Genomic DNA, 26,514 nt, shown 5'->3' on the forward strand with positions numbered 1-26,514 from the left:
CAACGGGCTCACGCAACCCGGACAGGGCTGGGCTTGCCCCCGGAACCGTCCCGGGACTTTTCCCGGGGCAGGCTGCCGCGCATCTCGAAGCGCACATCCTTGCGCGCGCTTTTGGGCCTGTCTTTGCGCACGTGGGCAAGCAGGGCTGTCAACGCCGCCGGTGTGATGCCGGAAATTCGCGCCGCTGCCCCCAATGTGGCCGGGCGGGCAGCCTTAAGCTTGGCGCGCGCCTCGTTCGAGAGACTGCCGACGCAATCAAAATCCAGCTCCGGCGGCAGCACCAGGGCTTCGTCCCGACGAAAGGCCCGAATATCTGCCGCCTGGCGCTCAAAATAGGCGGCGTAGCGGGAATCGATCTCAAGCTGCTCGGCCACGTCCCGGCGCAAATCGCCCAGTTCCGGCCAAATCGTCGTCAATTTCGCCCAGCCCACCCGCGGATGTCCCAGCCATTCCCGGGCCGTCCGGCGCACGCCATCGCAATTAACGGCGATTCCGTGGGCAGCAATGGCGTTGGGCGTCGCAGAAAGCGCGTCCAGACGCTGTCTCGCCTCGGCAAGGGCGTGTTTTTTTGCCAGAAAATGCGTGCGGCGCAACGCACCGGTGCCGCCAATGGCAATGGCTTTGTCCGTCAGCCTTTGATCGGCGTTGTCGGCGCGCAAATGCAGCCGATATTCGGCGCGCGATGTAAACATGCGATAGGGCTCGGAAACACCGCGCGTAATCAGATCGTCCACCAGCACGCCAAGATAGGCGTCCGTGCGATCAAGGGTGAAGGGCGCGGACCCCGAAACCGCAAGGGCGGCGTTGAACCCGGCCAAAATTCCCTGGGCGGCGGCCTCTTCATAGCCCGTCGTTCCATTGATCTGCCCGGCCAGAAAAAGCCTTAATATCCTTTTAGTTTCAAGTGTTTGTGTCAATTCTCGAGGGTCAACATAGTCGTATTCAATGGCATAGCCGGGCCGGGTCATGCGCGCATGTTCAAGGCCCGGAATGGTTTTCAGAAGCGCCCGCTGCACGGCCTCCGGCAAAGCGGTCGAAATGCCGTTGGGATAAACGGTTGTGTCCTCCAGGCCCTCCGGCTCCAAAAAAATCTGATGACGCGACCGCCCGGAAAAACGAACAACCTTGTCTTCAATCGACGGGCAATAACGCGGACCGGCGCTTTTAATTGTGCCGGAATAGATAGGCGACAAATGCAGACTCTCACGAATAAGCGCGTGGCTGGCCGGGGTCGTGCCGGTGATATGGCAGAGAATCTGCGGCGTCGTGATCCGGTCCGTCAGCATCGAAAACGGCTCCGGCGGCACGTCGCCCGGCTGGGGCGTCAGCCCTTCCCAATCGATTGTGCGCCCATCCAGCCTGGGTGGCGTACCGGTCTTGAGACGGCCAAGAACAAAGCCTTCGCGCGCAAGCGTCCTGGAAAGTGCCGTCGCAGGTGCTTCGCCATAGCGGCCCGCCGGTATTGTTTCGGTGCCAATGTGAATTTTCCCGCCAAGAAAGGTTCCTGTCGTCAGCACGACGGCACCGGCATGTAGTGTTTCCCCCGCCGCCGTGACAACGCCGCCAATCCTGGCCGCGGAACGGACCCCATCGCCATGGACGCGCGTCACAACCAGGTCTTCGACGGCTGCCGCCATCAGGGTGAGGTTCGGAATCTCGCCCAGGATTGCCGCCATCGCCTGCTTGTAGCGCTTGCGGTCGGCCTGGGCGCGCGGCCCGCGAACGGCGGCACCACGACTGCGGTTCAGCACGCGGAACTGGATGCCGGCGCGATCGATGGCGCGGCCCATCAAACCATCCAGGGCATCAATTTCACGTACCAGATGACCCTTGCCGACGCCACCAATGGCCGGATTGCAGGACATCTCGCCGATGTTGTCCAATTGCAGGGTCAGCAGCAGGGTCTTCGCGCCGAGGCGTGCCGCCGCCGCCGCCGCTTCGGTCCCGGCGTGGCCGCCGCCGACAACAATTACATCGTAAGATCTGTTCATGCTGGCAAACCTAATCGCCGCCTTGGGCCCTGTCAAAATGGTGGTGTGGCAGCGGCGGTGCCGCGTTATTTGCCGATGCAGAATTCGGCGAACAAACGATCAAGAACGTCTTCCACATCGACGCGGCCGGTCAGGCGGCCAAGGGCGCGCACGCCAAGGCGCAAATCTTCCGCCGCCAATGCAATTTCTTCGGCGGGTTCTTCCGCATATTCTTCGGCCTGTGCCTCTAAGCGCAAAAACCGCGCCAGCGCATCGGCACAATCTTCAAGCCCCATGCGGTGACGCAGACGGGTCAGCGGCACCGTTTCACTGCCTTGCATGCGCGCGGCAATTTCTTCTTTCAGGCGCTGCCAAAACGCCGCCATGCCGATGCCGGTTTTTGCCGATATCAAAAGCGCCGCCGCGCCGATTTCGGGCGTTTTTTCCATCGGTCCCTGATCGTTGCCTGCGTCGCGCAAATCGCATTTTGTCAACAAAATCAATGTGTTATCGTCAATCAGGCTTTGCGTTTCGGCGTCCCATTCCGTCCCGGTCCCCTTATCAAAAAGAACGAGTTTTAAATCGGCATCTCTGGCGCGCGCGTGCGCGCGGTTAACGCCTTCCTGTTCGATTGCTATTCGAGTTTTGCGAAGCCCTGCCGTGTCAGCAATCGTCACCGCAAAACCGTCGATATCCATCGCCACTTCGATAACGTCGCGCGTGGTGCCGGGGCGGTCCGAAACGATGGCCGCCTCGCGCCGGGCCAGCGCATTTAGAAGCGTCGATTTGCCTGCGTTCGGCGCGCCCAACAGCACAATGCGAAAGCCATCGCGCAAACGTTCGCCGCAATGGCCGTCATCAAGATGCGCCCGGATTTCGCGTAAAATTTTTGCTGCCGCTTCCTGAGCACCATTCAGAATTTCCGGCGGCAGTTCCTCGTCGGAAAAATCGATGGCCGCCTCGACCCCTGCCAATGCGCGAAGCAGCCCCTCGCGCCAGGCTTCATAGCGATCAAAGAGCGCACCTTCGACCTGGCGTAGCGCCAGGCGACGTTGCGACGCCGTCTCCGCCTGAACAAGATCCGCCAGCCCCTCGACCGCCGTTAAATCCAGCTGGCCATTTTCAAAGGCGCGGCGCGTAAATTCGCCCGGTTCCGCCGGTCGCAGACCCGGCAAATGGGAAAGGCTTTCCAGCACACCGGCAACAACGGCCGGCCCACCATGGACGTGCAGCTCGGCCACCGCCTCGCCGGTGAAACTTGCCGGCTTTGGAAACCAAATGGCCAGCGCAAAATCCAGCGCGTCGCCGGTTTTAGGATCGCACAACGCCACGCGCGTTGCCCGCCTTGGCTCGGGCAGGGAATTGCCGGAAAGCTGTGTGAGAGCGACGCCTGCCTTCTCCCCGGAAATGCGCAGGACGGCAATGCCGGCACGCGCCTTGCCACTTGCCAGGGCGAAGATCGTATCTTCTTTCATGCAAGCCTCTGTAAGCGTTCAGACAGGCGCGTTGCCAGCCTCGTCAAGCATCAGGCGCGTCACACGGCCGCCGTCGCGGAGATGGGTAAGCAGAATTTCATCGGCGTCTTTTATCGTCTCGCAGCGATACCATACGCCCTCGGGATAAATGACAAGAACGGGCCCGGCGGCGCAAGCGTCCAGACACCCCGCCTTGTTCATCCGAATGCCTGTCAGGCCAAGTTCGACCGCGCGCCGCTTTAGATAGTCGCGAAGCTTGGCGCCGCCTTTCGCAGCACAACAGCCGCGCGGATCGGACGCGTCACGCTCGTTGACGCAGACAAAAACATGTTGGCGATAACGCATCGACACGAATCCTTCTTTAGACTGAACCTAAGCTATGGAATAATTCCCTGCAACGCCGCCGCCTTTTCAGCCAAGCCGAATGGATTTCCATGTCACGTAACCGTCTCGATCAGGAAACCAGCCCCTATCTCCGCCAGCATAAGGAAAACCCCGTTCATTGGCAGCCATGGGGGGCCGACGCCCTGGCGGCGGCGAAGGAACGCAACGTTCCCATTCTGCTTTCCATCGGGTACGCCGCCTGTCACTGGTGCCACGTCATGGCCCATGAGAGCTTTGAGGACAAAGACGTCGCCGCGGTAATGAATGCGGGCTTCGTAAACGTGAAAATCGATCGCGAGGAACGCCCGGACCTCGACCTTATCTACCAGGCGGCGCTCTCCCTTATGGGGGAGCAGGGCGGCTGGCCGCTTACCATGTTCCTGACACCCGATGGCGCGCCTTTTTACGGCGGCACCTATTTTCCGCCCGAAGCAAATTATGGACGTCCGGCCTGGCGCGACCTGCTGGCCAGCGTCACGCGCATCTATCAAGAAGATCCCGACAAGGTGACACGCAACGCCGTGGCCCTTCGCAACGCCGTGGCCGAGACGATTGCAACAAGCGCCGAAGGGGAACTGCCGCCGGAATTTCTTGAACAGACCGCGCGTGGCATTTTGCGCATCGTTGACCGAAAATATGGCGGCATCGGCAAGGCACCAAAATTTCCGCAAACGCCGATCTTCGAACTTCTCTGGCGTGCCCACCGGCGCGGTCAGGGCGAGGCGTTTGGGGGCGCGGTGACGCGCACGCTCGACCATATCTGCGCGGGCGGCATCTACGACCACCTTGGCGGTGGCTTTGCCCGCTATGCGACGGACAAGGAATGGCGCGTCCCGCACTTTGAAAAAATGCTTTACGACAACGCGCAGCTTATCGAGCAACTGACTCTCGTCTGGCAGGAAACCCGCAATCCTTTCTATGAGGAACGCGTCCGCGAAACCGTCGCCTGGGTGTTGCGCGAAATGCAAAATGTGGCAGGCGGCTTTCTAAGCAGCCTCGACGCCGACAGCGAAGGCGGCGAAGGCGTCTTTTACGTCTGGACGGAAGCGGAAATCGATGCCCTTCTCGGCGATGGGGCGACGGCTTTCAAAGCCGCCTATGACGTGCGCGCGGGCGGCAATTGGGAAGGCAAGACCATCCTTCGCCGCAACGCCGGTGGCGAGCTGCCGGTCTGGAATGCCGATCAGGAATCGCGCCTTCGCGCCAGTCGCGAAACCCTGTTTGCGGCGCGCGCGCAAAGGCCCCGGCCCGGTACGGACGATAAGGTGCTGGCCGATTGGAACGGTTTGATGATTGCCGCCATGGCGTTTGCCGGCCGTGTTTTCGAACAGCCGGACTGGGTGAATGCGGCCCGGCGCAGCTTTAATTTTGTTTGCGAAAAAATGACAACCGGCGACGGGCGATTGCACCACAGCTGGTGCCGGGACCGCAGCTGTCACCCGGCGACCCTTGACGATTACGCACAGATGGCGCGTGCGGCGCTGGCGCTTTACGAGACGGATTTTGCCGATGGCGATCTTGCCCACGCAACAGATTGGGTCGCGATTGCAAACGAAAAATACTGGGACGCGGAAAAGAACGGGTATTTTTTCACGCCCGATGACATGACGGAATTGTTTGCGCGCCCAAAACCCGGTGCCGACAACGCCACGCCCTCTGGCAACGGCGTGATGGCTTGCGTGCTTGCGCGTCTTTTTTATCTGACCGGCGATGCCGCCATGGGCAAGCGCGCGCAAGCGGTGATCCGCACCTTCGCCGGCGATGCCATCGCAAACCCGCCCGGCTATGCGACGCTTTTAAACGCGTCTGAATTTCTCCATGGCGCGCTTCAGGTCACCGTACTGGGCGATCCCGCGGCAACGGACACCCGGGCCTTGCTGAAAGCGATCCATGCCGTCTCGCTTCCCAACCACGTCACCCAGGTTGTTGCCGATGAAGCGGCCCTTCCCCCCACCCATCCGGCAAAAGGCAAACGCCGCGAAGCCGGCCGGGCCACCTGCTATCTCTGCCGGGGTCCGGTTTGCAGCGTGGCGATTGCCGACGCCGATGCCCTCGAAGTCGCCTTAAGGGATGGGGATTAAAATGCCCCGGCTTTCCATGCAATCGCCCCTCGGCCAAATCACGCTCTTCGAAGAAGATGGAAAAATTATCAGCCTCCGCTGGGCAGCGGGGTGCCGGGACGCGAGCCAGCCGCCCGAAGAAACGCCGCTGCTTCGCCGCGCACAGCGGCAATTGGAAGCCTATTTCAAGGGGCGCCGCCAACGCTTTGATTTGCCCCTGGCGCCTGCGGGCACCACCTTCCAAAAGACCGTCTGGCAGGCCATGTCCCAGATTCCCCATGGCGAAACCCGTAGCTATGGCCATCTGGCAAAAGACTTGAAAAGCGGGCCCCGGGCCGTTGGCGGGGCGTGTGCGCGCAACCCGATCCCGGTCCTGATCCCGTGCCACCGCGTTCTTGGTGCCCATGGCGCGCTTGGCGGCTATTCCGCAAGGGGCGGCGTGGCGACAAAGCGCCGCCTGCTGGCGCTGGAGGCAGGCACACCGGCCGGAACGGCCCCGTGACAAGGCGAGGGCAGCAAGATATCCTTTCCGGCAACGCCAGGGTGTTGCTGAGCCGCGCTTAAAAAGAAGGCAAGCCTTCCAGCCGGGCCTTCCAGGAGAACGCCATGAGCGAAATTTCGATACCGGCCTCGGACGGGGGCGAATTTTCCGCCTATCTGGCAAAGCCTGCCGGTGCGCCCGCGCCGGGTTCGCCCGCGCCGGGTCTTCTGCTGATCCAGGAAATTTTCGGCGTAAACCAGGAAATGCGCGATCGTGCCGATCGCCTTGCCGCCGAAGGCTTTGTCGTGCTGTGCCCGGATCTTTTCTGGCGTCAGGAACCGAGTGTGCAGTTAACGGACCAGAGCAAGAAAGAATGGGACAAGGCATTTACGCTTTACCAGGGCTTCCACGAAGCAAAAGGCATTCAGGATTTAATTGCGGCTCTTTTTTCCTTGCGCAACCTTCCCGAATGCAACGGCCAGGCGGGTGCCGTCGGCTATTGCCTTGGGGGCAAGCTTGCCTATCTGATGGCCACCCGTTCGGATGTTAATTGCGCCGTCGGCTATTACGGTGTCGGCATCGAAGCCGCCCTGGACGAGGCAAACGCCATCCTGCGGCCCTTGTTGCTGCACATTGCCGAAGAAGATCAATTCGTTTCCAAAGAAGCCCGGGGTGAAATCATCGAAGCCCTTGGGCGGCATCATTGCGTCACCCTTCATTCCTATCCGGGGGTCGATCACGCGTTTGCGCGCACAAACGGCATTACCTATGATGAAAAAGCTGCGACCCTTGCCGGTCAGCGCTCGCTCGCCTTCCTGAAGAAGTATCTCAGCTAAGATGCCTGAGACAACCGGCGCTATTCGTTTTCATAAACCCGGAGGGCCGGACGTTCTGCAGTGGGAGCGTGTCGCCATTGATGCGCCCGGTCCGGAAGACGCCTGCGTCAAACAGGCGGCCATCGGCGTTAATTTTCACGACATTTATGTGCGCGAAGGCCTTTACCCCGCGCCCGCCCTTCCAGCCATCCCCGGTCTTGAAGCGGCAGGCGTCGTTGAGGCCGTCGGCGAGGGCGTGAGTGAAATCCGGGTCGGCGACCGCGTCGCTTATGCCTCCCCGCGCCAGGGCGCCTATGCCGAAAAGCGGTTGATCCCTGCGGCCGAATTGGTGCCATTGCCGGATAGCATTTCTTACGACATTGCCGCCGCCATTATGATCAAGGGCATGACCGCACAATATCTTCTRCGCCGYACMCACCGGGTGAAAAAGGGTGAGACAATCCTTGTCCATGCGGCWGCCGGCGGCGTCGGCCTYATCCTCTGCCAATGGGCGAAGCATCTGGGCGCGCATGTGATCGGCACCGTTGGCAGCGAAGAAAAGGCGGCGCTGGCCCTGCGCCATGGTTGCGACCACGCGATCCTCTACCGGRAAGAGAATTTTCCCCAGCGCGTCCGTGAAATAACCAGGGGCAACGGCGTGGCCGTCGTTTACGATTCCGTCGGCAAGGACAGCTTTCAAGGCTCCCTCGACTGCCTAAGGCCTTTTRGAAAGATGGTAAGTTTCGGCCAGTCTTCCGGCCGGGTGCCGCCTTTTGAAATTCTCGACCTGATGAACAAGGGGTCGCTTTTTTTAACGCGCCCGACGCTTTTTACCCATATTGCAAAGCGCAAAGACCTGCTGGCCATTGCCTGCGAAATGTTTGTTGCCATCGATAAGGGCGTCTTTCATGTCGAAATTCGCCACAGCTATCCTTTGCGCGAAGCCGCGCGCGCCCAGGTGGCCATCGCCGCAAGGCAAACGATGGGCGCATCGATCCTAAAACCTTAAAAGAAAATTTTGGGCATCTTGCCGAACGCGGTGGCGAGTGGGCTTACGTGTTCATCGAGTCGAAGAAGTCGTCGTTGTTCTTCGTCGTTTTCAGCTTGCCCAGCAGGAATTCCATCGCGTCCGTCACGCCCATCGGCGTCAGGATCCGGCGCAACACCCACATCTTTGAAAGACGCCCCTTGTCGACCAAAAGCTCTTCCTTGCGCGTGCCCGATTTGGTGATGTCGATGGAAGGAAAAATACGTTTGTCGGCGAGTTTCCGGTCGAGGATGATTTCGGAATTTCCCGTTCCCTTGAACTCTTCGAAGATCACCTCGTCCATGCGTGAGCCGGTGTCGATCAGCGCCGTGGCGATGATGGTCAGCGAGCCGCCGTCCTCGATGTTGCGCGCCGCGCCGAAGAATCGTTTTGGCCGTTGCAGCGCGTTCGCGTCAACGCCGCCCGTCAGCACTTTCCCCGATGAGGGAACGACCGAGTTATACGCGCGCGCCAGACGCGTAATTGAATCAAGAAGAATGATCACGTCGCGCTTGTGTTCAACAAGGCGCTTTGCTTTTTCGATGACCATTTCGGCAACCTGCACGTGACGCGTCGCCGGCTCGTCAAAGGTTGAGCTAACCACCTCACCGCGTACCGACCGCGCCATGTCCGTCACTTCTTCCGGCCGTTCGTCCACCAAAAGAACGATCAGGTAACAGTCCTTGTTGTTCTCCATAATGGCGTGCGCGATGTTTTGCAGCATCATCGTTTTACCGGTGCGCGGCGGCGCGACGATCAGGGCGCGCTGACCTTTTCCAAGCGGCGCGATAAGATCGATCACGCGCGCGGTGGTGTCCTTCACCGTCGGATCGTTAATCTCTAGGTTGATTTTATCTTCCGGGTAAAGCGGCGTTAAATTGTCAAAATTAATGCGGTGACGCGTGGATTCCGGTTCGTCGAAATTAATCGCGTTGACCTTGATAAGCGCAAAATAGCGCTCGCCATGTTTCGGCGACCGGATCTGTCCATCGACCGTATCGCCCGTGCGCAAACCAAAGCGTCTGACCTGGCTGGGCGAGACATAAATATCGTCCGGGCCGGGAAGATAATTTGCCTCGGACGAGCGCAGGAAGCCAAACCCGTCCTGAAGAATCTCAAGCACGCCGTCGCCATAGATCGGCGTATCGTTATCGGCCAGCTGCTTTAGGATTGCGAAGACCATGTCCTGCTTGCGCAAGGAGCCGGCATTCTCGATCTTCAGCTCCTCGGCATAGGCCAACAGATCGGCGGGGGCTTTTGTCTTAAGTTCCTGTAATTTCATAGAGTTATCTACATTTCACGGGTGAGGTGCGGCGATTGCCGGAGGGGAGAACAGAGGCGACCAGAAGGATCGGGAGGACGAGCGGACATCCGCAGAATTGCCGGAAGCCGTTTCGATTTTCTGAAGAAGCGCGGACGATTTTTCCGCTCTTCGAAAAAGACTAGCGAGGCCCTTGCGAGAAGTCAAACGCCGAATTTTTCGATCCCGGATGTTTTCACGCGCGCGCTATGTTCAAAACGCCCCCGGATGCGCAAGGCCCTTTAAAAGGGTTTCACGACCACCAGGATGACGATGCCAATCATCAAAACCGTCGGCACTTCGTTTGCGCGTCGATAGAATTTTGCCGACCGCTGGTTGCGGTTCTCCAGAAAATCTTTTCGCCAACGCGCAAGAACGCCATGAAAGGCCGACATGGCCAGGACAAGGGCAAGCTTTGCGTAAATCCACCCCGCCGACCAATCGACCAGTTGCGGTGTCAAAAGCAAAAGGCCGCCGAAAAGAAACGCGGCCAGCATGGCCGGGTTGATGATGGCGCGAAGCAGGCGGCGCTCCATCACGTTTAACATGTCCGAGGCCTCGCCACCCGGCACCGCGTCACAGTGATAGACGTAGAGTCTCGGCAGATAAAGCATGCCCGCCATCCAGGCAATCACCGAAATGATGTGCAGCGCTTTGACCCACCCATAGAAATTGATCAGCCCGTCTTCCATCGCGGTTTTCCCTTCTGGCGGTCGTTACGGTTCGGTTCGGGTGCCGGGATTTACGCACCCGGAAAAGCCTTGCGGACAAATGCGCCGCCCCCCCTCGCCATCAAGCGGTGTGGCACGTGCGCAGGCCCCTCGCACAAGCCCGGCCAGGGCCTGAATGAACGGGGCCTCCGTGCCCACGGTCGGCACGCGCGTATAGGCTGGCACGCCACGTTTTTCCGCCAACGCCCGGTAAGTGATGTCCAGCTCGACAAGGGTTTCCGAATGTTCCGAAACAAACGCCACCGGAACCACGATGACCGGCACGCCATCCCTCGCCGCCCGGTCGATTTCCTCATCAAGGGAAGGCCCAATCCATTCCAGCGGCCCGACCCGGCTCTGGTAGCAAATAGCCCAATCGATAGCGTTTTCGCCCGAATTTTCGCCCGAATTTTTGCGAAGTTCCGCAACGATGCCCTTTACGGTTTCGTTTATCTGCCATTCATACGGGTCGCCACCGGTAATGATTTTCTTTGGAAGGCCGTGGGCCGAAAACAGCACGCGCGCCCGCGCATTTTCTCCGGTTTTCCCAGCGCGCGCCTGACGTAACAATGCCGCCACCGCCTTTTGAAACCCTGCAGCCAGCGGATAACAGCAAATGGCGTAAGTGGGGACATCGATGCCCGCTTTGCGCGCGGCTTTTTTCCAGGCTTTCAGGGACGAGCCGGTCGTCGTCGTCGAGAATTGCGGGTAAAGGGGCAGCAGAACAATCCTGTCCGGGGACCACGCTTTTACCTTGGCTGCCGTCTCGGCGCTAAGCGGATGCCAATAGCGCATGGCGACAAACACCCGGTATTGGTGATCGACCTCATCGCTTTCAAGTATTTGGGCCAGGGCCGCCGCCTGTTTTTCCGTCAGGGAACGGATGGGCGAGCCGCCGCCAAGCTTGGCATAAATGGCGCGTGCGGTCGGTGCACGGCGCTTCGCGATCCGCCACGCCAGCAAATTTCGAAAGGGCTGTGGCAGACGAAGAATGGCGGGGTCTTTAAAGAGATTAAAAAGAAAGGGAGCTACCGCCTCCGGTCCGTCCGGTCCTCCCAGATTAAAAAGCACAACGGCTGTTTTTGTCATCGAAGCGTCCAGATCATCGAAGCGTCCAGATTTGGTTGTGGGCTTTCACTTAGGCTGTCTTGCGAACGCTTTCGACAAGCTCGGCGACATGTTCCGGCGGCGTCTTTAAATCAACCCCGTGGCCAAGATTAAAGATAAAAGGCCCGCCGCCCAGGCTTTCCAGTATCGATGCCGTTGCCACCGCCATCGTCTGGCCCCCTTCAATCAGAGCTTGGGGGCTTAAATTTCCCTGCACACAAACCTTCGGCTGAAGTTTTTCTGCCGCCCATTTCGGCAAAACATCTGTATCGATGCTGACCCCGTCCAGACCGCTTTTTTCGGCATAAATTTCATAGCGCGTCTTAACGCCACGGGGAAAACCAATAAGCGGTACCTCTGGAAAGGCTTTCCGTAATTTGCCGACAATGGCTTGAGTTGGCGCAAGGCACCAGCGTTCAAATTGCGCTGGGGAAAGAAGGCCCGCCCAGCTATCGAAAATCTGGACCGCATCAGCGCCGGCTTCGATTTGGCGAATAAGGTGATGAGAAACGCTTTCAACCAGAATGTTGATTAGCTCGGAAAAGGAATCCGGGGCTTCATCGGCCCAGCGTTTTGCCTTTTTAAAACCCTGGCCACCGCGCCCTTCGATCATATAAGCGGCAAGAGTCCATGGTGCGCCCGCAAAACCAATTAACGCTGTTTTATCTGAAAGCTCGCTTCGCGTTTTTTTAATCGCCTCATAAACCGGAGCAAGCTTTTCTTCCTGCCAGACAAGGTTTTTTAGATCCGCGTCGCTTTTCAGTTCTTCCAGAACCGGGCCTTCACCCTCTCGAAAGGCGACCCACTGACCAAGGGCATCTGGAACAACCAGAATATCTGAAAAAATAATTGCCGCATCAAAAGAAAAACGCCGGATTGGCTGCAACGTTACCTCAACCGCCAATTCTGGCGTATAGCAAAGTTCCAGAAAATTCCCGATCTTTTTTCTTACCTCCCGATATTCCGGAAGATACCGGCCTGCCTGACGCATGAGCCAGATCGGCGGCGGCGAAAGACATTCCCCACGCAAAGCCTGCAAAAACGGTTTTTTAGCATCAGACATTTTTGAAAGATCGTTTCACTTCGATGAAGACCACTTACCTTATCTATATAAGAATATTAAATAATAAATAGTGGCTGTAGTAGGGCCTGTGAAAAGGAAGGATGCTTTCTTCATTCAGGACTTTTCACCAATCGGCCAAAAACGCACCACGCCAAGCAGCCAGCCTGTGGAAATCCAATTGAAAACGATGTGGATGAGCTATGTGGACCCTCGTGTTTTTAAAGAAAATTTCTTTTCCACAGGCTGTGAGAGAAAACCGGAATCTGGGGCGGTTTCGCCGCTTTTTGCTGGTGTTTTAAACCGGCGGGGATAACGTTGTTCCAGTACCAAAAAGACGAAGAAGAACCGGTGGGGGAAAGAGAGCTCTTTTTCCCCCTCGAAGAAAATAGACGACATACACACATCTTTGAAGAAAGTGTCCACATGTCTCCGGTGAAAAATTTTCATCTACATCTTGTTTCAGATGCGACGGGTGAGACAATCGGCAACGTTGTTCGCGCCTGCCTTGTTCAATTTGAAAACGTTACAACGCAAGAACACAACTGGTTTCTCATTCGCTCAGAGGCACAGATCGGGCGCGTTTTGGAAGCGGCGGCGGCGACGCGCGGCGTTGTGCTTTTCACCCTGGTTAATTCCAGGCTCCGTAAGGCGCTGGAGAACGGCTGCCGGAAATTAAAGCTGCCTTGTATCCCGGTTCTGGATCCGGTCATGGGCGCGCTTCGTGGCCATTTGGGAATCGAAAGCCAGGACCAGCCCGGTCGCCAGCACGCGCTGGATGAAAAATACTACCACCGGCTCGACGCCATGAGCTTTGCCCTTTTAAACGACGATGGGCAGCATGCGGAAAATTTGAACGATGCCGATGTCGTGCTTGTCGGAGCTTCGCGGACGACGAAAACACCAACCTGCATCTATCTTGCGAACCGGGGCCTTCGTGCCGCGAATGTCCCCATCGTACCGGGCGCGCCGCTTCTTGATGCCGTAGGGAAGGCGGTTCGCCCGCTTGTTGTCGGGCTGACGATGGAGCCCTCTCGCCTTGCCGAGGCACGCCAGTCGCGCCTGCCGGAAAGCGGTGGTGCAACGGGCTACACGGATTTTGAAAGCGTTCGGGAGGAAGTTCTGCGTGCGCGACGGATCTTCAGCGAACATGGCTGGCCGGTGATTGATGTGACGCGGCGCGCCATCGAAGAAACGGCTTCGGCTATCCTGCAGCTTTACACCGAACGGCGAAGTGTGGCGGCCCATGAATAAATCAAAGCCTGAGGTTGTTCTGGCCTCGAAAAGCCAGATTCGCGCGCAATTGCTTCGAAACGCCGGCCTTGCCTTTGCCTGCGAGCCGGCCCCGGTTGACGAGGGGGAAATCAAACACTCGATGCAGGGCGAACCGATTGAAGCTGTTGCGCAGGTGCTAGCCGAAATGAAGGCGCAGCATGTCTCGCGTAAATTTCCAGATGCGCTCGTCATTGGCGCTGACCAGATTCTTGAATGCGACGGCGTACGCTATGACAAACCAGCGGACCTTACCCAGGCGCGCAAACAGCTTGCCACCCTTCGTGGACGTTCCCACGATCTGGTAAGCGTCGCCATGGTCGTTCGGGGCGGCGCGCGTTTGTGGCATCATGTGGATCGCGTTCATCTGGAAATGCGCCCCTTCAGCGATGCGTTTCTGGACGCCTATCTTGCGTCGATCGGGGAAGATGCGCTGATGAGCGTCGGCAGCTACCAGTTGGAAGGCCGGGGCGCGCAGCTTTTTTCGCGCGTTCGGGGCGATTATTTTGCCATTCTTGGGCTTCCGCTTTTACCGTTGCTTGGTTTTTTGCGGGAGCAGGGGGCGTTGGCGCGATGAATCTTACCGGAAAGGCATGCATTGCCGGCGTGATGGGATGGCCGGTGGCCCATTCCCGCTCGCCTGCCTGCCACGGCTATTGGCTGGCGCATTATGGGGTCGATGGTGCCTATGTGCCGCTGCCCGTGCGGCCGGAAAATCTGGAAACAGCGTTGCGTGCGTTGCCGCTTCTGGGCTTTGCCGGGGTGAATGTGACGGTGCCCCATAAAGAGGCAGCCCTGGCCATCGTCGATGAAGCGGACGCGCTTGCTACGCGCATTGGTGCCGTCAACACGGTGAGCGTCCGGTCAGATGGCGGGCTTGTCGGCACCAACACGGACGGCTTTGGCTTTCTCGAAAACCTTCACCATGGCGCGCCGTCCTGGCGGGCCGCAGCGGGGCCGGCCGTTGTGCTTGGGGCGGGCGGGGCCGCGCGCGCGATTGTCGCGGCCCTTCTTGATGCCGGCGCGCCGGAAATCCGGCTGGTGAACCGGACAGCGACCCGGGCTGAAAACTTGCGCGACGCCCTTGCCGGGCCGATCCGGGTTGAAAGCTGGGCAGGCCGCGCTGACGCCCTTGCCGGGGCAAGCCTGCTTGTGAATGCGACCACCCTCGGCATGACGGGGGGCGAGGGTCTGGATCTGGATTTGGGGCAATTGCCGGGTGCGGCTCTGGTGACGGACATCGTCTATGCACCCCTTGAAACGCCGCTTTTGATGGCAGCGCGTGGCCTTGGTCACCCGACCGTTGACGGGCTGGGCATGCTGTTGCACCAGGCCCGGCCGGGATGGCGTATGTGGTTTAGCGGGGCGGCACCGGGCGGGGATACCGGGCCCATCGACCCCGAGGTGACTGACGCGCTTCGCACCGCCGTGCTTTTGGATATGGCTCGGTGAGCGACGGCCTGACGGTTCTTGGGTTGACCGGCTCAATCGGGATGGGAAAATCGACGGCTGCGGAAATGTTACGGCAGCTTGGCCTTCCCGTCTTTGACGCGGACGCAGTCGTGCACAAATTACAGGCGCCGGGCGGGCGGGCCATCCCGGCAATCGCGCGCGCCTTTCCTGATCTTGTGATGGGCGGCGTTCTGGATCGGGCGCGTCTGGCAAAGCGCGCCTTCGAGGCACCGGATGTTCTCCGTCGGCTTGAGCACATCCTGCACCCCCTCGTCCACGAGGCGGAAACGCGCTTTCTTCGCTTGGCGGCGCTTGGGCGGCGGCCTCTGGTTGTGCTGGATATCCCGCTTCTTTTTGAAAGCGGTGCCGAGCGGCGTTGCGACTACACGCTTGTCGTGACCGCGCCGCCCTTCGTTCAGGCGGCCCGGGTTTTAAAACGCCCCGGCATGACACCGGCACGTTTTCGTGCCGTATTGGACAAACAAATGCCGGATTTAGAGAAACGGAAACGCGCCGATTTTGTTATTCCCACCGGCGCGGGCCGCCATTATACGCGAAGCGTGCTTCGTGAAATTGTCCGGCAAACGCGCGCCCCATTGGGGATCAGGTGAGGGATCAGGAAAAAATGCAGCAGAAAACAACGCAACAGGACGCCGTGCGTCAGATTGTGCTGGATACGGAAACGACGGGACTGAACCCGAAAGGAGGGGATCGTATCGTCGAGCTTGGCTGCATTGAACTCGTCAACCTTCTTCCCACCGGCGAGCGCTTTCACGCCTATTTTAACCCGGAACGAAACGTCCCCGAGGAAGTTGTCCGGGTGCATGGGCTGACGGAAGAATTTTTAAGCGGCCATCCGCTGTTTGCCAAACGCGTCGATGAATTTCTCGACTTTATCGGGGACGCGCCCCTGGTCATTCATAACGCGGCATTTGACATGGGGTTTTTGAACGCCGAATTGACGCGGGCCGGAAAGACGCCGCTGGAAATGACGCGCGCCATTGATACGCTGACCCTCGCACGTAACAAATTTCCCGGCTCCCCGGCAAGCCTGGACGCGCTTTGCAAGCGCTTTGGCATCGATCTTTCCGGGCGGGAAAAGCACGGCGCGCTTCTCGATAGCGCGCTTTTGGCCGAAGTCTATCTGGAACTGATCGGAGGGCGACAGCCGGGACTGGGGCTGACCGTTGCCGAACGTGCCACCGCCTCGCAGGCTCGCCCTGCCGAAAAAACCTTCCGCGAACCCCGGCTCCATGGGCCAACGGAAGACGAGCTTGCCCTGCACGCGGCCTTCGTCACGCGGCTGAAAAACCCGCTTTGGGAATCCTGACGGACGGTTCTGGCAGGCCCCGGCTTTAAGAGGCGGCTTTGCCACCCGGCTGTGCCTCAAGATAGCGGGCCTGATAAAGCGCCGCGAAGTCGATCGGATTGATCAACATGGGCGGCAGGCTGCTTTCCTGGGTGAGGCTGGCAACGATGCTGCGCGCAAAGGGAAACAGATAGCGCGGGCATTCAATGTAAAGCGCCGGTTTTAGCTGATCTGCGCCCAGGCCGGTCAGCGTGAAGACGCCGGCATAGGTCAGTTCAAGAATAAAGATGGATGCCGTATCCGTCTTCGCCTCGCAGCGGATGGAAAGCGCGACCTCATAGGTGTTTGCTTCCAGATCCCGGGTGGCGACCTCAATGTTGATGTCCACATTCGGTGCCCCCTTCAGGCCCGAAATGCTTTCCGGGGCTCCCGGAATTTCAAAGGAAAGATCCCGAATATACTGGCCACGAATGGCAAGCGGAGATTCTTGCGCGGGTGCGCCTTGGGGCGTTACGGCGCTATCGGAAGACTTTGACGATCCGTTGTCTTTCATGGTCGGCTTTCCCTTTGTATGCGGTTGGACCGTGGCTATCATGGATTGTGAAGGCGAACAACCGTGAAGGGGCCGCTATTCTTCCCGTTTGCGGTCTTTCGGCGCTTCCTTGGACGGTGCCGGCGTCTCTCGGGTTGTTTCGGATGACGTTTCAGACGTCGTTTCGGACCCTATTTCCCAGTAAACGCCCTCGATCGTTTTGTCACCCATCGTGTCATTTGGCCCCGGCCCGGTTTCGGGTCCGCCCGGCGTGTTGGGCCAGGGCGGGTGCATTAAATGCCGTTCCGCGATGTGGTGAAGAAAATGGCGGAAAGGCGGGAAAAACAGCAAAAAACCAAGGCTATCGGTGACAAATCCCGGCGTAATCAGCAACGTTCCGGCGATCAGCAGGCAAAGGCCGTTGAACACCTCACGCGCCGGGAAGACATTGGTCGCAAGGCTTGCCTGGGCCTGGCGAAGGGTCGCGAGGCCCTGTATCCGAAAAAGCATCGCCCCAAGCATCGCTGTTAGCACGACGATCCCGATGGTCGGCCAAAGCCCAAGCAGGCCGCCAACCTCGATGAAGACCGCGATTTCAACAAGCGGGACGGAAAGAAAAAGAAGAAAAAGAAAGAGGGGCATTCGCTGTAACGTCGCCTTTGGCTAGACGGAAGAATATACAAACAGACTGGGAAGCGCTTATATGTACGTTATATACTGTACGACTGTGCGGAGGCCACCGGATGAACGTCGCCTGGTGGGCTCGCGTGATGGATGGCTCGCGACGACCCCGCGAATGGGCGGGTGGAGGCCAACGCCTTGCAATTCCTAGATATCCTGTTCTTTGCTGCGATCGCGGCGTTTCTGGCTTTCCGGTTGTGGGGTGTCCTTGGCCGGCGAAGCGATATTGATCGCCGCCCGCCCGCACCTTCCTGGCGCCCGCACGAAGACAAAGACGATGCGTCGTCGGTGCGAAGCAAGGGGGAAGAAGAAAACGTCGTTCGCTTGCCGGATCGAAGCGAGAAGAAAACGCCACCGTCCCAGCCATCCGATGATACGCCGTCCTCGGCCCCCATTGACGCGGCGATGCGCAAGGCGGATCCCGGCTTTGATCCAGACGAGTTCCTTGCCGGTGCGAGCGCCGCCTTCGAGATGGTGGTTGATGCGTTTGCGCATGGCGACAAGGAGACGTTGCAGCCCCTTCTCAGCAAGGACGTTTATTCGCGTTTTGCCGGCGCGATCGACGTGCGCGCGAAAGCGGAAGAAGTCCTTGAAACGACGGTCATCCGTATCGTCGACGCCACGATCAAAAAGGTCGTTTTGAAGGGGAATGTTGGGCAAATCACGGTGGCGTTTGTTTCGGAACAGATCAAGGTTACCTGGAACAAAGCCGGCGATATTCTTGATGGCGACCCGAACCACGTGAAATCGGTCGCCGATCTGTGGACGTTTCAGCGCGACCTGCGTGCTGCCAATCCGAACTGGGTTTTGACGGCTACCCACGGGTCGGCATGAGGGCATGCCGGCCTTCCGCCCGCTTTTTTTCCTTGTCTTTTTTCTGCTAGCTGCCTGTGACGCACCCTCGCCGCCGCCGGATTTCCGGCTGCAGCCGGTTGATTTTGATGCGCTTCCGGGATGGGCGGACGGGCGGTCCGAGGGCGGCCTGCTGGCATTTCGCAAAGGTTGCGCGCGCCTGATTGCGTCCCCCCAGAGCGAAAAAAAATGGGGTCGGGTCTGCGCTCAGGCGGCCACCGTCCCGGAAGGGGATACGACGGCCGCGCGTCTTTTCTTCGAGCGCGTCTTTACGCCGCACCGCGTGCTTGGCCATGGCAGGACGGAAGGTCTTTTCACCGGCTATTACGAAGCGGAACTTCGGGGCGCCTGGAAACGGGACGCGCAATACCGGTTTCCCATCTATGGTCGTCCGGCAGACCTCGTCATGGTTGATGTGGGGCGCTTTCGTGAAGAACATCGCGGCTTGACCCTGGCCGGGCGCGCGCAGGACGGCGCACTTCTTCCCTATGCGACGCGCGCCGAAATCGCCGCCGGTGCTCTTGTGGGAAAAGGGCTGGAACTTCTCTGGGCCGACGACCCGGTGGATGTCTTTTTCCTGCACATTCAGGGGTCCGGCCGGGTGCGGATGCGGGACGGCAGCGTCCTTCGCCTGGGCTACGCGGGGAAAAATGGGCACCGTTATCGCTCCATCGGGCGCGAGATGATCGCGCGCGGGGAAATGTCCAAAGAGGGTGTTTCAATGCCGGCGCTTCGTGCCTGGCTTGCGGCACATCCGGAGAAAGCCCCGGATTTGCTGGCCCACAACCCGTCCTTCATCTTTTTTCGGACCCTGGAAGGGGATGGCCCGATCGGCAGTCTGGGCGTGGCATTGACGCCGGGCCGAAGCCTGGCGGTGGACCGGGCGTTTCTGCCCCTTGGCGCGCCGCTCTGGCTTGATAGCGTCGAACCCCTTGATCCGGAAAAACCGCTTCGCCGCCTCGTCGTCGCCCAGGACACCGGCGGGGCGATCAAGGGGCCGGTGCGCGGCGATCTTTTTTGGGGCTTTGGGGCGGAGGCCGAGCGCCAGGCCGGCAGCATGAACGTTTCCGGAAAATATTATCTTTTGCTTCCCAAGGTGGGGGCGGCCCCGGGGGAGAAAGAAGTGGGCACAGAATAGGCATGCGCGTAGGACTTTTTGTCACCTGTCTGGTTGATCTTGTGCGCCCCAGGGTGGGGCTTGCCGCCGTCCGGCTGCTTGAGGACGCGGGCTGCGAAGTGGTTGTGCCGCGCGGCCAGACCTGTTGCGGCCAACCGGCTTACAACGCTGGCGCGCGTGATGATGCGGCGGCGCTGGCGCGCCAAACGGTGCGGGCTTTTGGCGAGGCGGACGTGGATTACGTCGTCGTGCCCTCGGGTTCCTGCGCCGCCGTTCTACGCGGCCATTACCCGGAACTTTTGGCGGACGATCCGGACATGGCGGCGCTGGCCAAAAAATTCAGCGGCCAGGTTTATGAATTGACGGCGTTTCTGGCAGACGTTCTCGACATCGCGCATTTGCCTGAAAGGACGCCGGGGAAAAACCCGCGCCGGATTGCCTATCACGATGCCTGCGCGGGCCTGCGCGAACTGGGCATTCGTGAAGCCCCTCGCCGCCTGCTTGAAAAAATACCGGGCCTTGATGTGGCGACCCTTGCCGATGGCGAAATCTGCTGTGGTTTTGGCGGCGCGTTCTGCACCAAATTTCCAGAAATTTCCGAACGCCTTGCCACCGATAAATGCCGGGCCGCAGAAAAAGACGGCGCGACGGAACTTACCGGCGGCGATCTGGGTTGCCTGCTGCATCTGGCGGGCAGGCTTCAGGACCAGGGATCGAATTTACGCGTCCGCCATGTGGCAGAAATTCTGGCCGGTCTTGATGATGGTCCGGCGATCGGCGAACCGGTTGAAAAGGCGCGAGACTAAAATGGAAATTACATCGAACGACTTTCGGGCGCGCGCCGCCTGCGCCCTTCGTGATGCCGATTTGCAGACCGCCCTTGGCAATCTGAAACGCGGCTTTCAGGAAAAACGCGCGCGCGCCGTGGCGGATTTGCCGGAATTCGAAGATTTGCAAAGCCACGCCATCGCCATCAAGGATCACACCCTTGGCCTTCTCGATCTGTACCTCGAACGCTTTGAAGACGAAGTGGTTGCGCGCGGCGGCCATGTGCATTGGTGTCGCGACGCCGCCGAGGCGCGCGTGACGGTTCTGGAAATTTGCCGGGCCGCGAACGCACGTCGCGTGGTAAAGGCAAAATCGATGATTACCGAGGAAATCGCCCTCAACGATTATCTTGAAGCGAACGGCATCGAAGCATGCGAAACGGACCTTGGGGAATACATCATTCAACTGCGCAACGAGCCGCCAAGCCACATCATCGCGCCAGCCATTCATCTGCGGCGCGAACAGGTGGCCGACACGTTTCGCAAACATCACCGCGATTTTTCCGAACAACGCGATCTGAACGCGGCGCGCAACCTGGTTGACGAAGCAAGGCAGGTCATGCGCGAACGCTTTCTTTCGGCGGATGTTGGCATCAGCGGTGCCAATCTTTTGATTGCCGAAACGGGAAGCGCCGTACTGGTTTCAAACGAAGGCAACATTGATCTTTCGCGCGCCCTGCCAAACACGCACATCGTGATTGCCAGCATCGAAAAAATGGTTCCCACCCTTACGGACGCCGCCGTTATTTTGCGCCTGCTTTGTCGTTCCGCGACCGGACAGGAAGCGACGACCTATGCAAGCTTTCTGACCGGTCCAAGGGCGGCAGACGAAGTGGACGGGCCGGAAGCCTTTCACGTTCTCCTGCTCGACAACGGGCGAAGCGAACTTTTGAAGGGCGAGTTCGAATCGATCCTTCGCTGCATCCGCTGCGGCGCGTGCCTGAACCATTGCCCGGTCTATGGGGTGACGGGGGGCCACGCGTATGGCTCTGTCTATACGGGGCCGATGGGGGCCGTGTTGACGCCGCTGCTTGAGGGGCTTGAGAATGCGGCGCCACTGCCAGAGGCATCGACCTTTTGCGGGCGGTGCGAAACGGTCTGCCCAATGGGAATTCCGCTGGTCGGCCTGTTGCGAAAGCTGCGCGAACGGCTTTGGAAAAGAAAATCGGGTCGGGTGATGCCGCGCATTTTTCTTGGTGTCTGGCTGTTTTTGGCCAGACGGCCGTCACTGTACCATGGGCTTGCCAGCTTTTTCCTGACCATGACGGCTCTATTTGGCCGGCGTCGCGGCCGGCTGCCCTTTGGACCCCGGGCCGGTGGTTGGGGCAAACGCTTTCCAGCACCCGAAGGCGAAACCTTTCAGGCGTTGTGGCGCGCGCGTGAAAAGGGGAATGAATGATGGACGCACGCACGCTTATTCTGGAACGGTTGCGCGCGCGTCTTGGCCACGACACGGCATCACCGGCGACGATGCAGGCAAAGCGGCGGGAGATCGCCGGGCGGATTGCCGCCCCCCCTGCCCATCCCATTCCTGCGCGCAGTCGCGTCGGCGATGCCGCGCGCCGCGACCTTTTTATCCGCATGGCGGAAAAGGCAAAGGCCAGCGTTACGCGTCTTGCCACAGCGGCGGCGGTGCCGGAAATTCTTGGCGGCGTTTTGGACGAACGCGGCTTTGGCCGACACCTTCTGGCGACGCGTGAAGCCCAGATACTTGCGCTGCCCTGGGCTTTGGCCGGGCTGTCTCTGCATCACGGGCGTGGGAACGGCACGACGCAGGCAAGCGTTGCCTTGGCCGTCGCCGGCGTTGCTGAAACCGGCAGCCTTCTTTTTATTTCCGCACCCGAAAGCCCGATGACGGTGCAGCTTCTTTGCGATTTGCATTGCGTTCTGCTTTTGGAAAGCCGCATCTTTGGCACGATGGAAGAAGCCCTGGCGGATTTGCGCGCGGTACGTCCGGACCTGCCCGCGGCGGTTACGTTTGTAACCGGCCCCTCGCGGACGGCGGATATCGAACAACAGATGCAGCTTGGCGCGCATGGTCCGAGAGAACTCAGGATTTATCTGGCGGAAGGGTGATGGCCTTGGATCGAGACAGCGGCGATGACACCGGCGACGATCAGGAAGACGCATTGTGGCGTCGCGTAAAGGAAGCGTCGCAGCCGCTTTTGGGAAAGAAACGCCTTGTTCCAGAGGGGGCAGCCTCCCCCCGGAAGGCGTCCGCGCCACTCGTGGCCGCGCCGCCTGTGGTCGCGCCACCCGTGGTCGTGCCACCTGTGGCTGCGCCGGTGAAGGCACCGCTAGCGGTGATAGGGGGCGGTCTGGATCGGCGCAGCGCCGAACGGCTTCGGCGTGGCCAGATGGCCATTGCGGCGACCCTTGATTTGCACGGGCTGACCCAGGCGGAAGCGCACAGCTTGTTGAACCGTTATCTTTTGCACGCCCAAAAGGCGGGCAAGCGAACGGTTCTTGTCATTACCGGCAAGGGAACGGGCAAGGCGGGTGGCGGCGTGTTGCGCGCAAATGTTCCAAGGTGGCTTGGGTTGCCACCGCTTTCGAACCTTGTGCTTGAAACGGCCCCGGCGCGGGGGCGCCACGGCGGCGATGGTGCGCTTTACGTTCTTTTGCGCAAGCTGAAACAAAGCCGATGACGCCTCTTGGCACCAGGATACGCGCCCTGCGTGCGGCACGCGGCGTGACACAAAAGCGTATGGCGGAAGACCTGCAAATTTCTGCGGCCTATCTTTCGTCGCTTGAACATGGCCGGCGTGGCCGGCCAAGCCGTATGCTGATTTTACAGATGGGCGTTTATTTTGAACTTGGCTGGGAAGCCCAGGAAGAACTGGAAAGTCTGGTCCGCCTTTCAAACCCGCGGGTGATGGTGGACACCGCCGGGCTTAGCCCAAAGGCAACGGAACTTGCCAATTTATTGGCGCGGCGTATTGCGCGGCTTTCCGGGTCGGCGGTGGAACGCCTGTTGCGCATCCTTCAGGATGAAAAAACGTAACGCCACGCGGTTTAAACGTTGTGCGCTTTAAAGAATAAACTTTGAAAGGTCGGCGTTCTTTACCAGACTGCTTACCCGTTCGCGAACATGTTCGGCATCGATCTGAATTTTTTCACCGGCGCGGTCGGTGGCAGTGAAGCTGATTTCTTCCAGCAGGCGTTCCAGAATTGTATGCAGGCGTCGGGCACCGATGTTCTCGACGTTCCGGTTCACTTCCGTTGCGATGTCTGCCAGCTCGGCAATGGCGTCTTCGGTGAAGTTCAAGGTGACGTCCTCTGTTGCCAGCAACGCGCGATATTGCATGACAAGGTTTGCCTCCGGCTCGGTAAGGATGCGGATAAAGTCTTCTTTCGTCAGCGCCTTTAACTCGACACGGATGGGCAGGCGGCCCTGTAGTTCCGGCAGCAGATCGGATGGCTTGGAAAGGTGAAACGCGCCCGACGCGATAAAAAGAATATGGTTTGTCTGCACCGGCCCATGTTTTGTGGCGACGGTCGTCCCCTCGATAAGGGGCAACAGGTCGCGCTGCACGCCTTCGCGGCTTACTTCCGCACCGCGCGCATCGGAACGCGCGGCGATCTTGTCAATTTCGTCCAGGAAAACGATGCCGTTTTGTTCGGTTTCGGTAATGGCGTCGCGGATGACGCGGTCCTGATCCAACAAGGCGTCGCTTTCTTCGTCGATCAGCGATTCCATGGCTTCGGCGATCGCCAAGCGCCGTGATTTATGCGCGGACTCGCCAGACTTTCCAAAAATCTCGCCTAAATTCAGCATGCCCATTTGTGCGCCGGGCATGCCTGGAATTTCGATGGTTGGCATTGCAGATCCGCCGTGATCGACCAATTCAATATCAATTTCGCGCGCGTCCAATTCGCCTGCGCGCAGCATTTTGCGGAATTTTTCGCGGGTTTCGGATGATGCATTGTCGCCGACAAGGGTGTCCAGCAGGCGTGCTTCCGCCTGCGCTTCCGCTTTGGTCGTGACGTTGCGGCGCATCTTTTCGCGGGTCATGGCGATGGCGATTTCCAGCAGGTCGCGGATAATCTGTTCAACGTCACGTCCGACATAGCCGACTTCCGTAAATTTCGTCGCTTCGATTTTCAGGAAAGGGGCCTGGGCCAGCCGCGCCAGGCGGCGGGCGATTTCCGTCTTGCCGCAGCCGGTGGGGCCGATCATGAGGATGTTTTTCGGCAACACTTCTTCGCGCAGTGCTTCGGGAAGCTGCTGGCGGCGCCAGCGGTTGCGAAGCGCGATGGCAACCGCGCGCTTGGCGTCATTCTGGCCGATGATGTGGCGGTCAAGCTCGGAAACAATCTCGCGGGGCGAGAAGAAGGCGGGCGCGATATCCATGTGCTAAACGGTCTCGATTGTAAGAGATGTGTTTGTGTAAACGCAGATTCCGGCGGCGACAGCCATCGCCTTTTTCACAACCGTTTCGGCGTCCAGATCGGTCGCTTCCAAAAGCGCGCGCGCGGCAGCAAGGGCGTAATTGCCGCCGGACCCGATGCCGATCAGGCCGTCTTCGGGTTCCAGAACGTCGCCGGTGCCGGTCAGAACCAGGGCGACGGATTTATCGGCCACCGCCATCATCGCTTCGAGGCGGCGCAAATAGCGGTCCGTCCGCCAATCCTTTGCCATTTCAACGGCGGCCCGTGTTAATTGGCCGGGATGCTGTTCGAGGCGCGTTTCCAGGCGCTCGAAAAGAGTGAGCGCGTCTGCCGTCGCGCCGGCGAATCCGGCAATGACGGAGCCATCGCCAAGGCGGCGTACTTTTTTGGCGCTGGTTTTGATCACCGTGTCGCCGAGGCTGACCTGGCCGTCGCCTGCGATGACGGTCTTGCTGCCTTGCCGCACGCAAAGAATCGTTGTGCCGTGCCAGATTTGTGCGCTTCCGTTCGTCATGGTTGCCGTGCTTCCCGGGAATATGGGGTGGGCTTTAAAGGTCGCCCAAAGATGTGGGCAATCGCAAAGCAAGGTCAAGGACTGTGATTGCCGGGCGGGTGTGGCGGAACGCTGGCGATTTCTCCCGGTTCTTGGTAAAACGGCCCTTTCTGGATCAGGAAAGAGGATGCGGGTCATGCGCCGCGCAACGGTCGAGCGGAAAACGAAGGAAACCCGGATCGAGGTCGAAATCGACCTGGATGGCACGGGCATCTACGACGTGGCGACCGGCATTGGCTTTCTTGACCACATGCTGGAACAGCTTTCACGCCACAGCCTGATTGACCTCACCTGCAAGGCCGAGGGCGATCTGCACATCGACGGGCATCACACAACGGAAGACACCGGCATCGTTATCGGTGAGGCCTTTGCCCGCGCGCTTGGCGAGCGCCGTGGCATTGTCCGTTTCGGTGAGGCAACGATCCCCATGGACGAGACGCTGACCCGGGTTGCGCTGGACATTTCCATGCGCCCCCATCTGATCTGGAAGGTCCGCCTGAACCGTCCGAAAGTGGGCGAAATGGATGCCGAACTTTTCAAGGAGTGGTTTCAGGCGTTTTCCCAGGCTGCCGGCATCACGCTTCACATCGAAAACCTGTATGGCGAAAACACGCATCATATTATCGAATCATGTTTCAAGGGCGTGGCACGGGCGCTTCGCGTGGCGATTGCAATCGACCCCAGAAAGTCGGATGCGGTTCCATCCACGAAAGGCGTTCTCGGCGGCACGCTTTCATGACGCAAGAATCCGGAGTTGACGATGGCGATCTATACGGTCCATCGGTTTGTGCCGATTGAGGCCAGCGGCGGGGAACGCGACATCTTCGTGAAGGAGGCGTTTGCCTGGCCGGCTTTTTTCTTTACGGGCTTTTGGGCTTTCACGCAGCGTATGTGGTGGGTCGGCCTGGTGCTGCTTGCTGTGCTGTTGATGCTGGATGGTGGCCTGGCGATGCTTGGCATCGACGCGTATGCGCGTGCGGTGGTTCTGTTTGGTTATCTTCTTGCCGTCGGCTGCTTTGCAAATGACTGGCGCCGTGCCTGGCTGAAGCGCCGCGGCTTTGTGTTTGTCGGCGTGGCAAGCGGGGCCGGGCTGGAAGAGGCAACGCGCCGCTATTACGATCATGCTCAATGAGCACCG

Annotated in this window: 30 protein-coding genes; 19 read left to right on the forward strand and 11 right to left on the reverse strand. The window is 59.5% G+C overall.

Annotated elements, in window-relative coordinates; translation table 11 throughout:
* Positions 1-8: 8 nt before the first annotated feature.
* The 3 genes from COA65_03225 to COA65_03235 all read right to left on the reverse strand — a co-directional run bounded on the left by COA65_03225 (position 9) and on the right by COA65_03235 (position 3,790).
* A complete protein-coding gene (locus COA65_03225; GenBank protein PCJ60716.1) occupies positions 9-1,991 on the reverse strand; it encodes a tRNA uridine-5-carboxymethylaminomethyl(34) synthesis enzyme MnmG in 1,983 nt (660 codons plus the stop codon).
* A 65-nt stretch (positions 1,992-2,056) separates the two neighbouring features.
* Positions 2,057-3,445 (reverse strand): tRNA uridine-5-carboxymethylaminomethyl(34) synthesis GTPase MnmE, encoded by a 1,389-nt coding sequence (locus tag COA65_03230; protein ID PCJ60717.1) that lies wholly within the window; start codon positions 3,443-3,445, stop codon positions 2,057-2,059.
* A gap of 18 nt (positions 3,446-3,463) precedes the next feature.
* On the reverse strand, positions 3,464-3,790 hold the full coding sequence (locus tag COA65_03235; GenBank protein ID PCJ60718.1) for a ferredoxin: 327 nt from the start codon (positions 3,788-3,790) through the stop codon (positions 3,464-3,466).
* An 89-nt stretch (positions 3,791-3,879) separates the two neighbouring features.
* On the opposite strand from COA65_03235, the gene COA65_03240 reads away from it, so the two are divergent.
* From COA65_03240 to COA65_03255, 4 genes are all read left to right on the forward strand, one after another.
* Positions 3,880-5,910 (forward strand): thioredoxin domain-containing protein, encoded by a 2,031-nt coding sequence (locus tag COA65_03240; protein ID PCJ60719.1) that lies wholly within the window; start codon positions 3,880-3,882, stop codon positions 5,908-5,910.
* Between the two features lies 1 nt (position 5,911).
* Complete coding sequence (locus COA65_03245; GenBank protein PCJ60797.1) at positions 5,912-6,391, forward strand: cysteine methyltransferase; 480 nt, start codon at positions 5,912-5,914, stop codon at positions 6,389-6,391.
* 104 nt (positions 6,392-6,495) lie between these two features.
* Entirely contained in the window at positions 6,496-7,206 is a 711-nt protein-coding gene (locus COA65_03250; GenBank protein ID PCJ60720.1) for a carboxymethylenebutenolidase, read from the forward strand.
* Between the two features lies 1 nt (position 7,207).
* Complete coding sequence (locus COA65_03255) at positions 7,208-8,194, forward strand: quinone oxidoreductase (protein ID PCJ60721.1); 987 nt, start codon at positions 7,208-7,210, stop codon at positions 8,192-8,194.
* A gap of 43 nt (positions 8,195-8,237) precedes the next feature.
* Here the strand turns inward: COA65_03255 and rho are convergent, their stop codons facing one another.
* From rho to COA65_03275, 4 genes are all read right to left on the reverse strand, one after another.
* On the reverse strand, positions 8,238-9,494 hold the full coding sequence (rho, locus tag COA65_03260) for a transcription termination factor Rho (protein ID PCJ60722.1): 1,257 nt from the start codon (positions 9,492-9,494) through the stop codon (positions 8,238-8,240).
* A 260-nt stretch (positions 9,495-9,754) separates the two neighbouring features.
* Entirely contained in the window at positions 9,755-10,204 is a 450-nt protein-coding gene (locus COA65_03265) for a TIGR00701 family protein (GenBank protein PCJ60723.1), read from the reverse strand.
* A gap of 24 nt (positions 10,205-10,228) precedes the next feature.
* Positions 10,229-11,311, reverse strand: coding sequence for a ferrochelatase (gene hemH, locus COA65_03270; protein ID PCJ60724.1), 1,083 nt, complete (start codon positions 11,309-11,311; stop codon positions 10,229-10,231).
* Positions 11,312-11,360: 49 nt separating this feature from the next.
* The gene (locus COA65_03275) at positions 11,361-12,392 is read right to left on the reverse strand and encodes a uroporphyrinogen decarboxylase (GenBank protein PCJ60725.1); all 1,032 of its coding nucleotides are present in this window, start codon (positions 12,390-12,392) and stop codon (positions 11,361-11,363) included.
* A gap of 88 nt (positions 12,393-12,480) precedes the next feature.
* Here COA65_03275 and COA65_03280 point away from each other — a divergent pair, with 88 nt between their 5' ends.
* The 6 genes from COA65_03280 to dnaQ all read left to right on the forward strand — a co-directional run bounded on the left by COA65_03280 (position 12,481) and on the right by dnaQ (position 16,443).
* Positions 12,481-12,705, forward strand: a complete 225-nt coding sequence (locus COA65_03280; protein PCJ60726.1) for a hypothetical protein — start codon at positions 12,481-12,483, stop codon at positions 12,703-12,705.
* Between the two features lie 119 nt (positions 12,706-12,824).
* Positions 12,825-13,643: a phosphoenolpyruvate synthase regulatory protein gene (locus COA65_03285; GenBank protein PCJ60798.1), complete on the forward strand. Its 819-nt coding sequence runs from the start codon at positions 12,825-12,827 to the stop codon at positions 13,641-13,643.
* Positions 13,636-14,238: a septum formation protein Maf gene (maf, locus tag COA65_03290; protein PCJ60727.1), complete on the forward strand. Its 603-nt coding sequence runs from the start codon at positions 13,636-13,638 to the stop codon at positions 14,236-14,238. Before COA65_03285 ends, maf begins: the two co-directional genes overlap by 8 nt.
* Entirely contained in the window at positions 14,235-15,113 is an 879-nt protein-coding gene (locus COA65_03295) for a shikimate dehydrogenase (protein ID PCJ60728.1), read from the forward strand. The genes maf and COA65_03295 overlap by 4 nt, the downstream gene beginning before the upstream one ends.
* Before the next feature lie 8 nt (positions 15,114-15,121).
* A complete protein-coding gene (locus tag COA65_03300; GenBank protein ID PCJ60800.1) occupies positions 15,122-15,724 on the forward strand; it encodes a dephospho-CoA kinase in 603 nt (200 codons plus the stop codon).
* A 44-nt stretch (positions 15,725-15,768) separates the two neighbouring features.
* Positions 15,769-16,443 carry a DNA polymerase III subunit epsilon gene (dnaQ, locus tag COA65_03305; protein PCJ60799.1) on the forward strand — a complete coding sequence of 225 codons (675 nt, stop codon included), beginning with the start codon at positions 15,769-15,771 and terminating at the stop codon, positions 16,441-16,443.
* Between the two features lie 25 nt (positions 16,444-16,468).
* Here dnaQ and COA65_03310 read toward each other — a convergent pair whose 3' ends face one another.
* Both COA65_03310 and COA65_03315 read right to left on the reverse strand, forming a co-directional pair.
* A complete protein-coding gene (locus tag COA65_03310; GenBank protein PCJ60801.1) occupies positions 16,469-16,975 on the reverse strand; it encodes a protein-export chaperone SecB in 507 nt (168 codons plus the stop codon).
* Positions 16,976-17,050: 75 nt separating this feature from the next.
* Positions 17,051-17,596, reverse strand: a complete 546-nt coding sequence (locus COA65_03315; protein ID PCJ60729.1) for an exlusion protein FxsA — start codon at positions 17,594-17,596, stop codon at positions 17,051-17,053.
* 132 nt (positions 17,597-17,728) lie between these two features.
* On the opposite strand from COA65_03315, the gene COA65_03320 reads away from it, so the two are divergent.
* From COA65_03320 to COA65_03350, 7 genes are read left to right on the forward strand one after another with little or no spacing between them, the layout of a single operon-like run.
* Entirely contained in the window at positions 17,729-18,469 is a 741-nt protein-coding gene (locus tag COA65_03320; GenBank protein ID PCJ60730.1) for a translocase, read from the forward strand.
* 4 nt (positions 18,470-18,473) lie between these two features.
* The gene (locus tag COA65_03325) at positions 18,474-19,625 is read left to right on the forward strand and encodes a murein transglycosylase (GenBank protein ID PCJ60731.1); all 1,152 of its coding nucleotides are present in this window, start codon (positions 18,474-18,476) and stop codon (positions 19,623-19,625) included.
* A 2-nt stretch (positions 19,626-19,627) separates the two neighbouring features.
* Positions 19,628-20,410, forward strand: a complete 783-nt coding sequence (locus tag COA65_03330) for a Fe-S oxidoreductase (protein ID PCJ60732.1) — start codon at positions 19,628-19,630, stop codon at positions 20,408-20,410.
* A 1-nt stretch (position 20,411) separates the two neighbouring features.
* Entirely contained in the window at positions 20,412-21,830 is a 1,419-nt protein-coding gene (locus tag COA65_03335; GenBank protein PCJ60733.1) for an iron-sulfur cluster-binding protein, read from the forward strand.
* On the forward strand, positions 21,827-22,507 hold the full coding sequence (locus COA65_03340) for a hypothetical protein (protein ID PCJ60734.1): 681 nt from the start codon (positions 21,827-21,829) through the stop codon (positions 22,505-22,507). The genes COA65_03335 and COA65_03340 overlap by 4 nt, the downstream gene beginning before the upstream one ends.
* On the forward strand, positions 22,507-23,079 hold the full coding sequence (locus COA65_03345) for a DNA mismatch repair protein MutS (protein ID PCJ60735.1): 573 nt from the start codon (positions 22,507-22,509) through the stop codon (positions 23,077-23,079). Before COA65_03340 ends, COA65_03345 begins: the two co-directional genes overlap by 1 nt.
* Complete coding sequence (locus tag COA65_03350; GenBank protein PCJ60736.1) at positions 23,076-23,435, forward strand: transcriptional regulator; 360 nt, start codon at positions 23,076-23,078, stop codon at positions 23,433-23,435. The genes COA65_03345 and COA65_03350 overlap by 4 nt, the downstream gene beginning before the upstream one ends.
* A gap of 27 nt (positions 23,436-23,462) precedes the next feature.
* On the opposite strand, the gene COA65_03355 is transcribed toward COA65_03350, so the two are convergent.
* Both COA65_03355 and COA65_03360 read right to left on the reverse strand, forming a co-directional pair.
* On the reverse strand, positions 23,463-24,785 hold the full coding sequence (locus COA65_03355; GenBank protein ID PCJ60737.1) for an HslU--HslV peptidase ATPase subunit: 1,323 nt from the start codon (positions 24,783-24,785) through the stop codon (positions 23,463-23,465).
* 3 nt (positions 24,786-24,788) lie between these two features.
* Positions 24,789-25,337: an HslU--HslV peptidase proteolytic subunit gene (locus tag COA65_03360; protein ID PCJ60738.1), complete on the reverse strand. Its 549-nt coding sequence runs from the start codon at positions 25,335-25,337 to the stop codon at positions 24,789-24,791.
* A 175-nt stretch (positions 25,338-25,512) separates the two neighbouring features.
* Between COA65_03360 and COA65_03365 the strand changes: the two genes are divergently transcribed.
* Positions 25,513-26,115: an imidazoleglycerol-phosphate dehydratase gene (locus tag COA65_03365; protein ID PCJ60802.1), complete on the forward strand. Its 603-nt coding sequence runs from the start codon at positions 25,513-25,515 to the stop codon at positions 26,113-26,115.
* Positions 26,116-26,136: 21 nt separating this feature from the next.
* On the forward strand, positions 26,137-26,508 hold the full coding sequence (locus COA65_03370; GenBank protein PCJ60739.1) for a hypothetical protein: 372 nt from the start codon (positions 26,137-26,139) through the stop codon (positions 26,506-26,508).
* The last annotated feature ends 6 nt before the right edge of the window (positions 26,509-26,514 follow it).

The sequence above is a fragment of the Rhodospirillaceae bacterium genome, from assembly GCA_002746255.1.
Lineage (GTDB): Bacteria > Pseudomonadota > Alphaproteobacteria.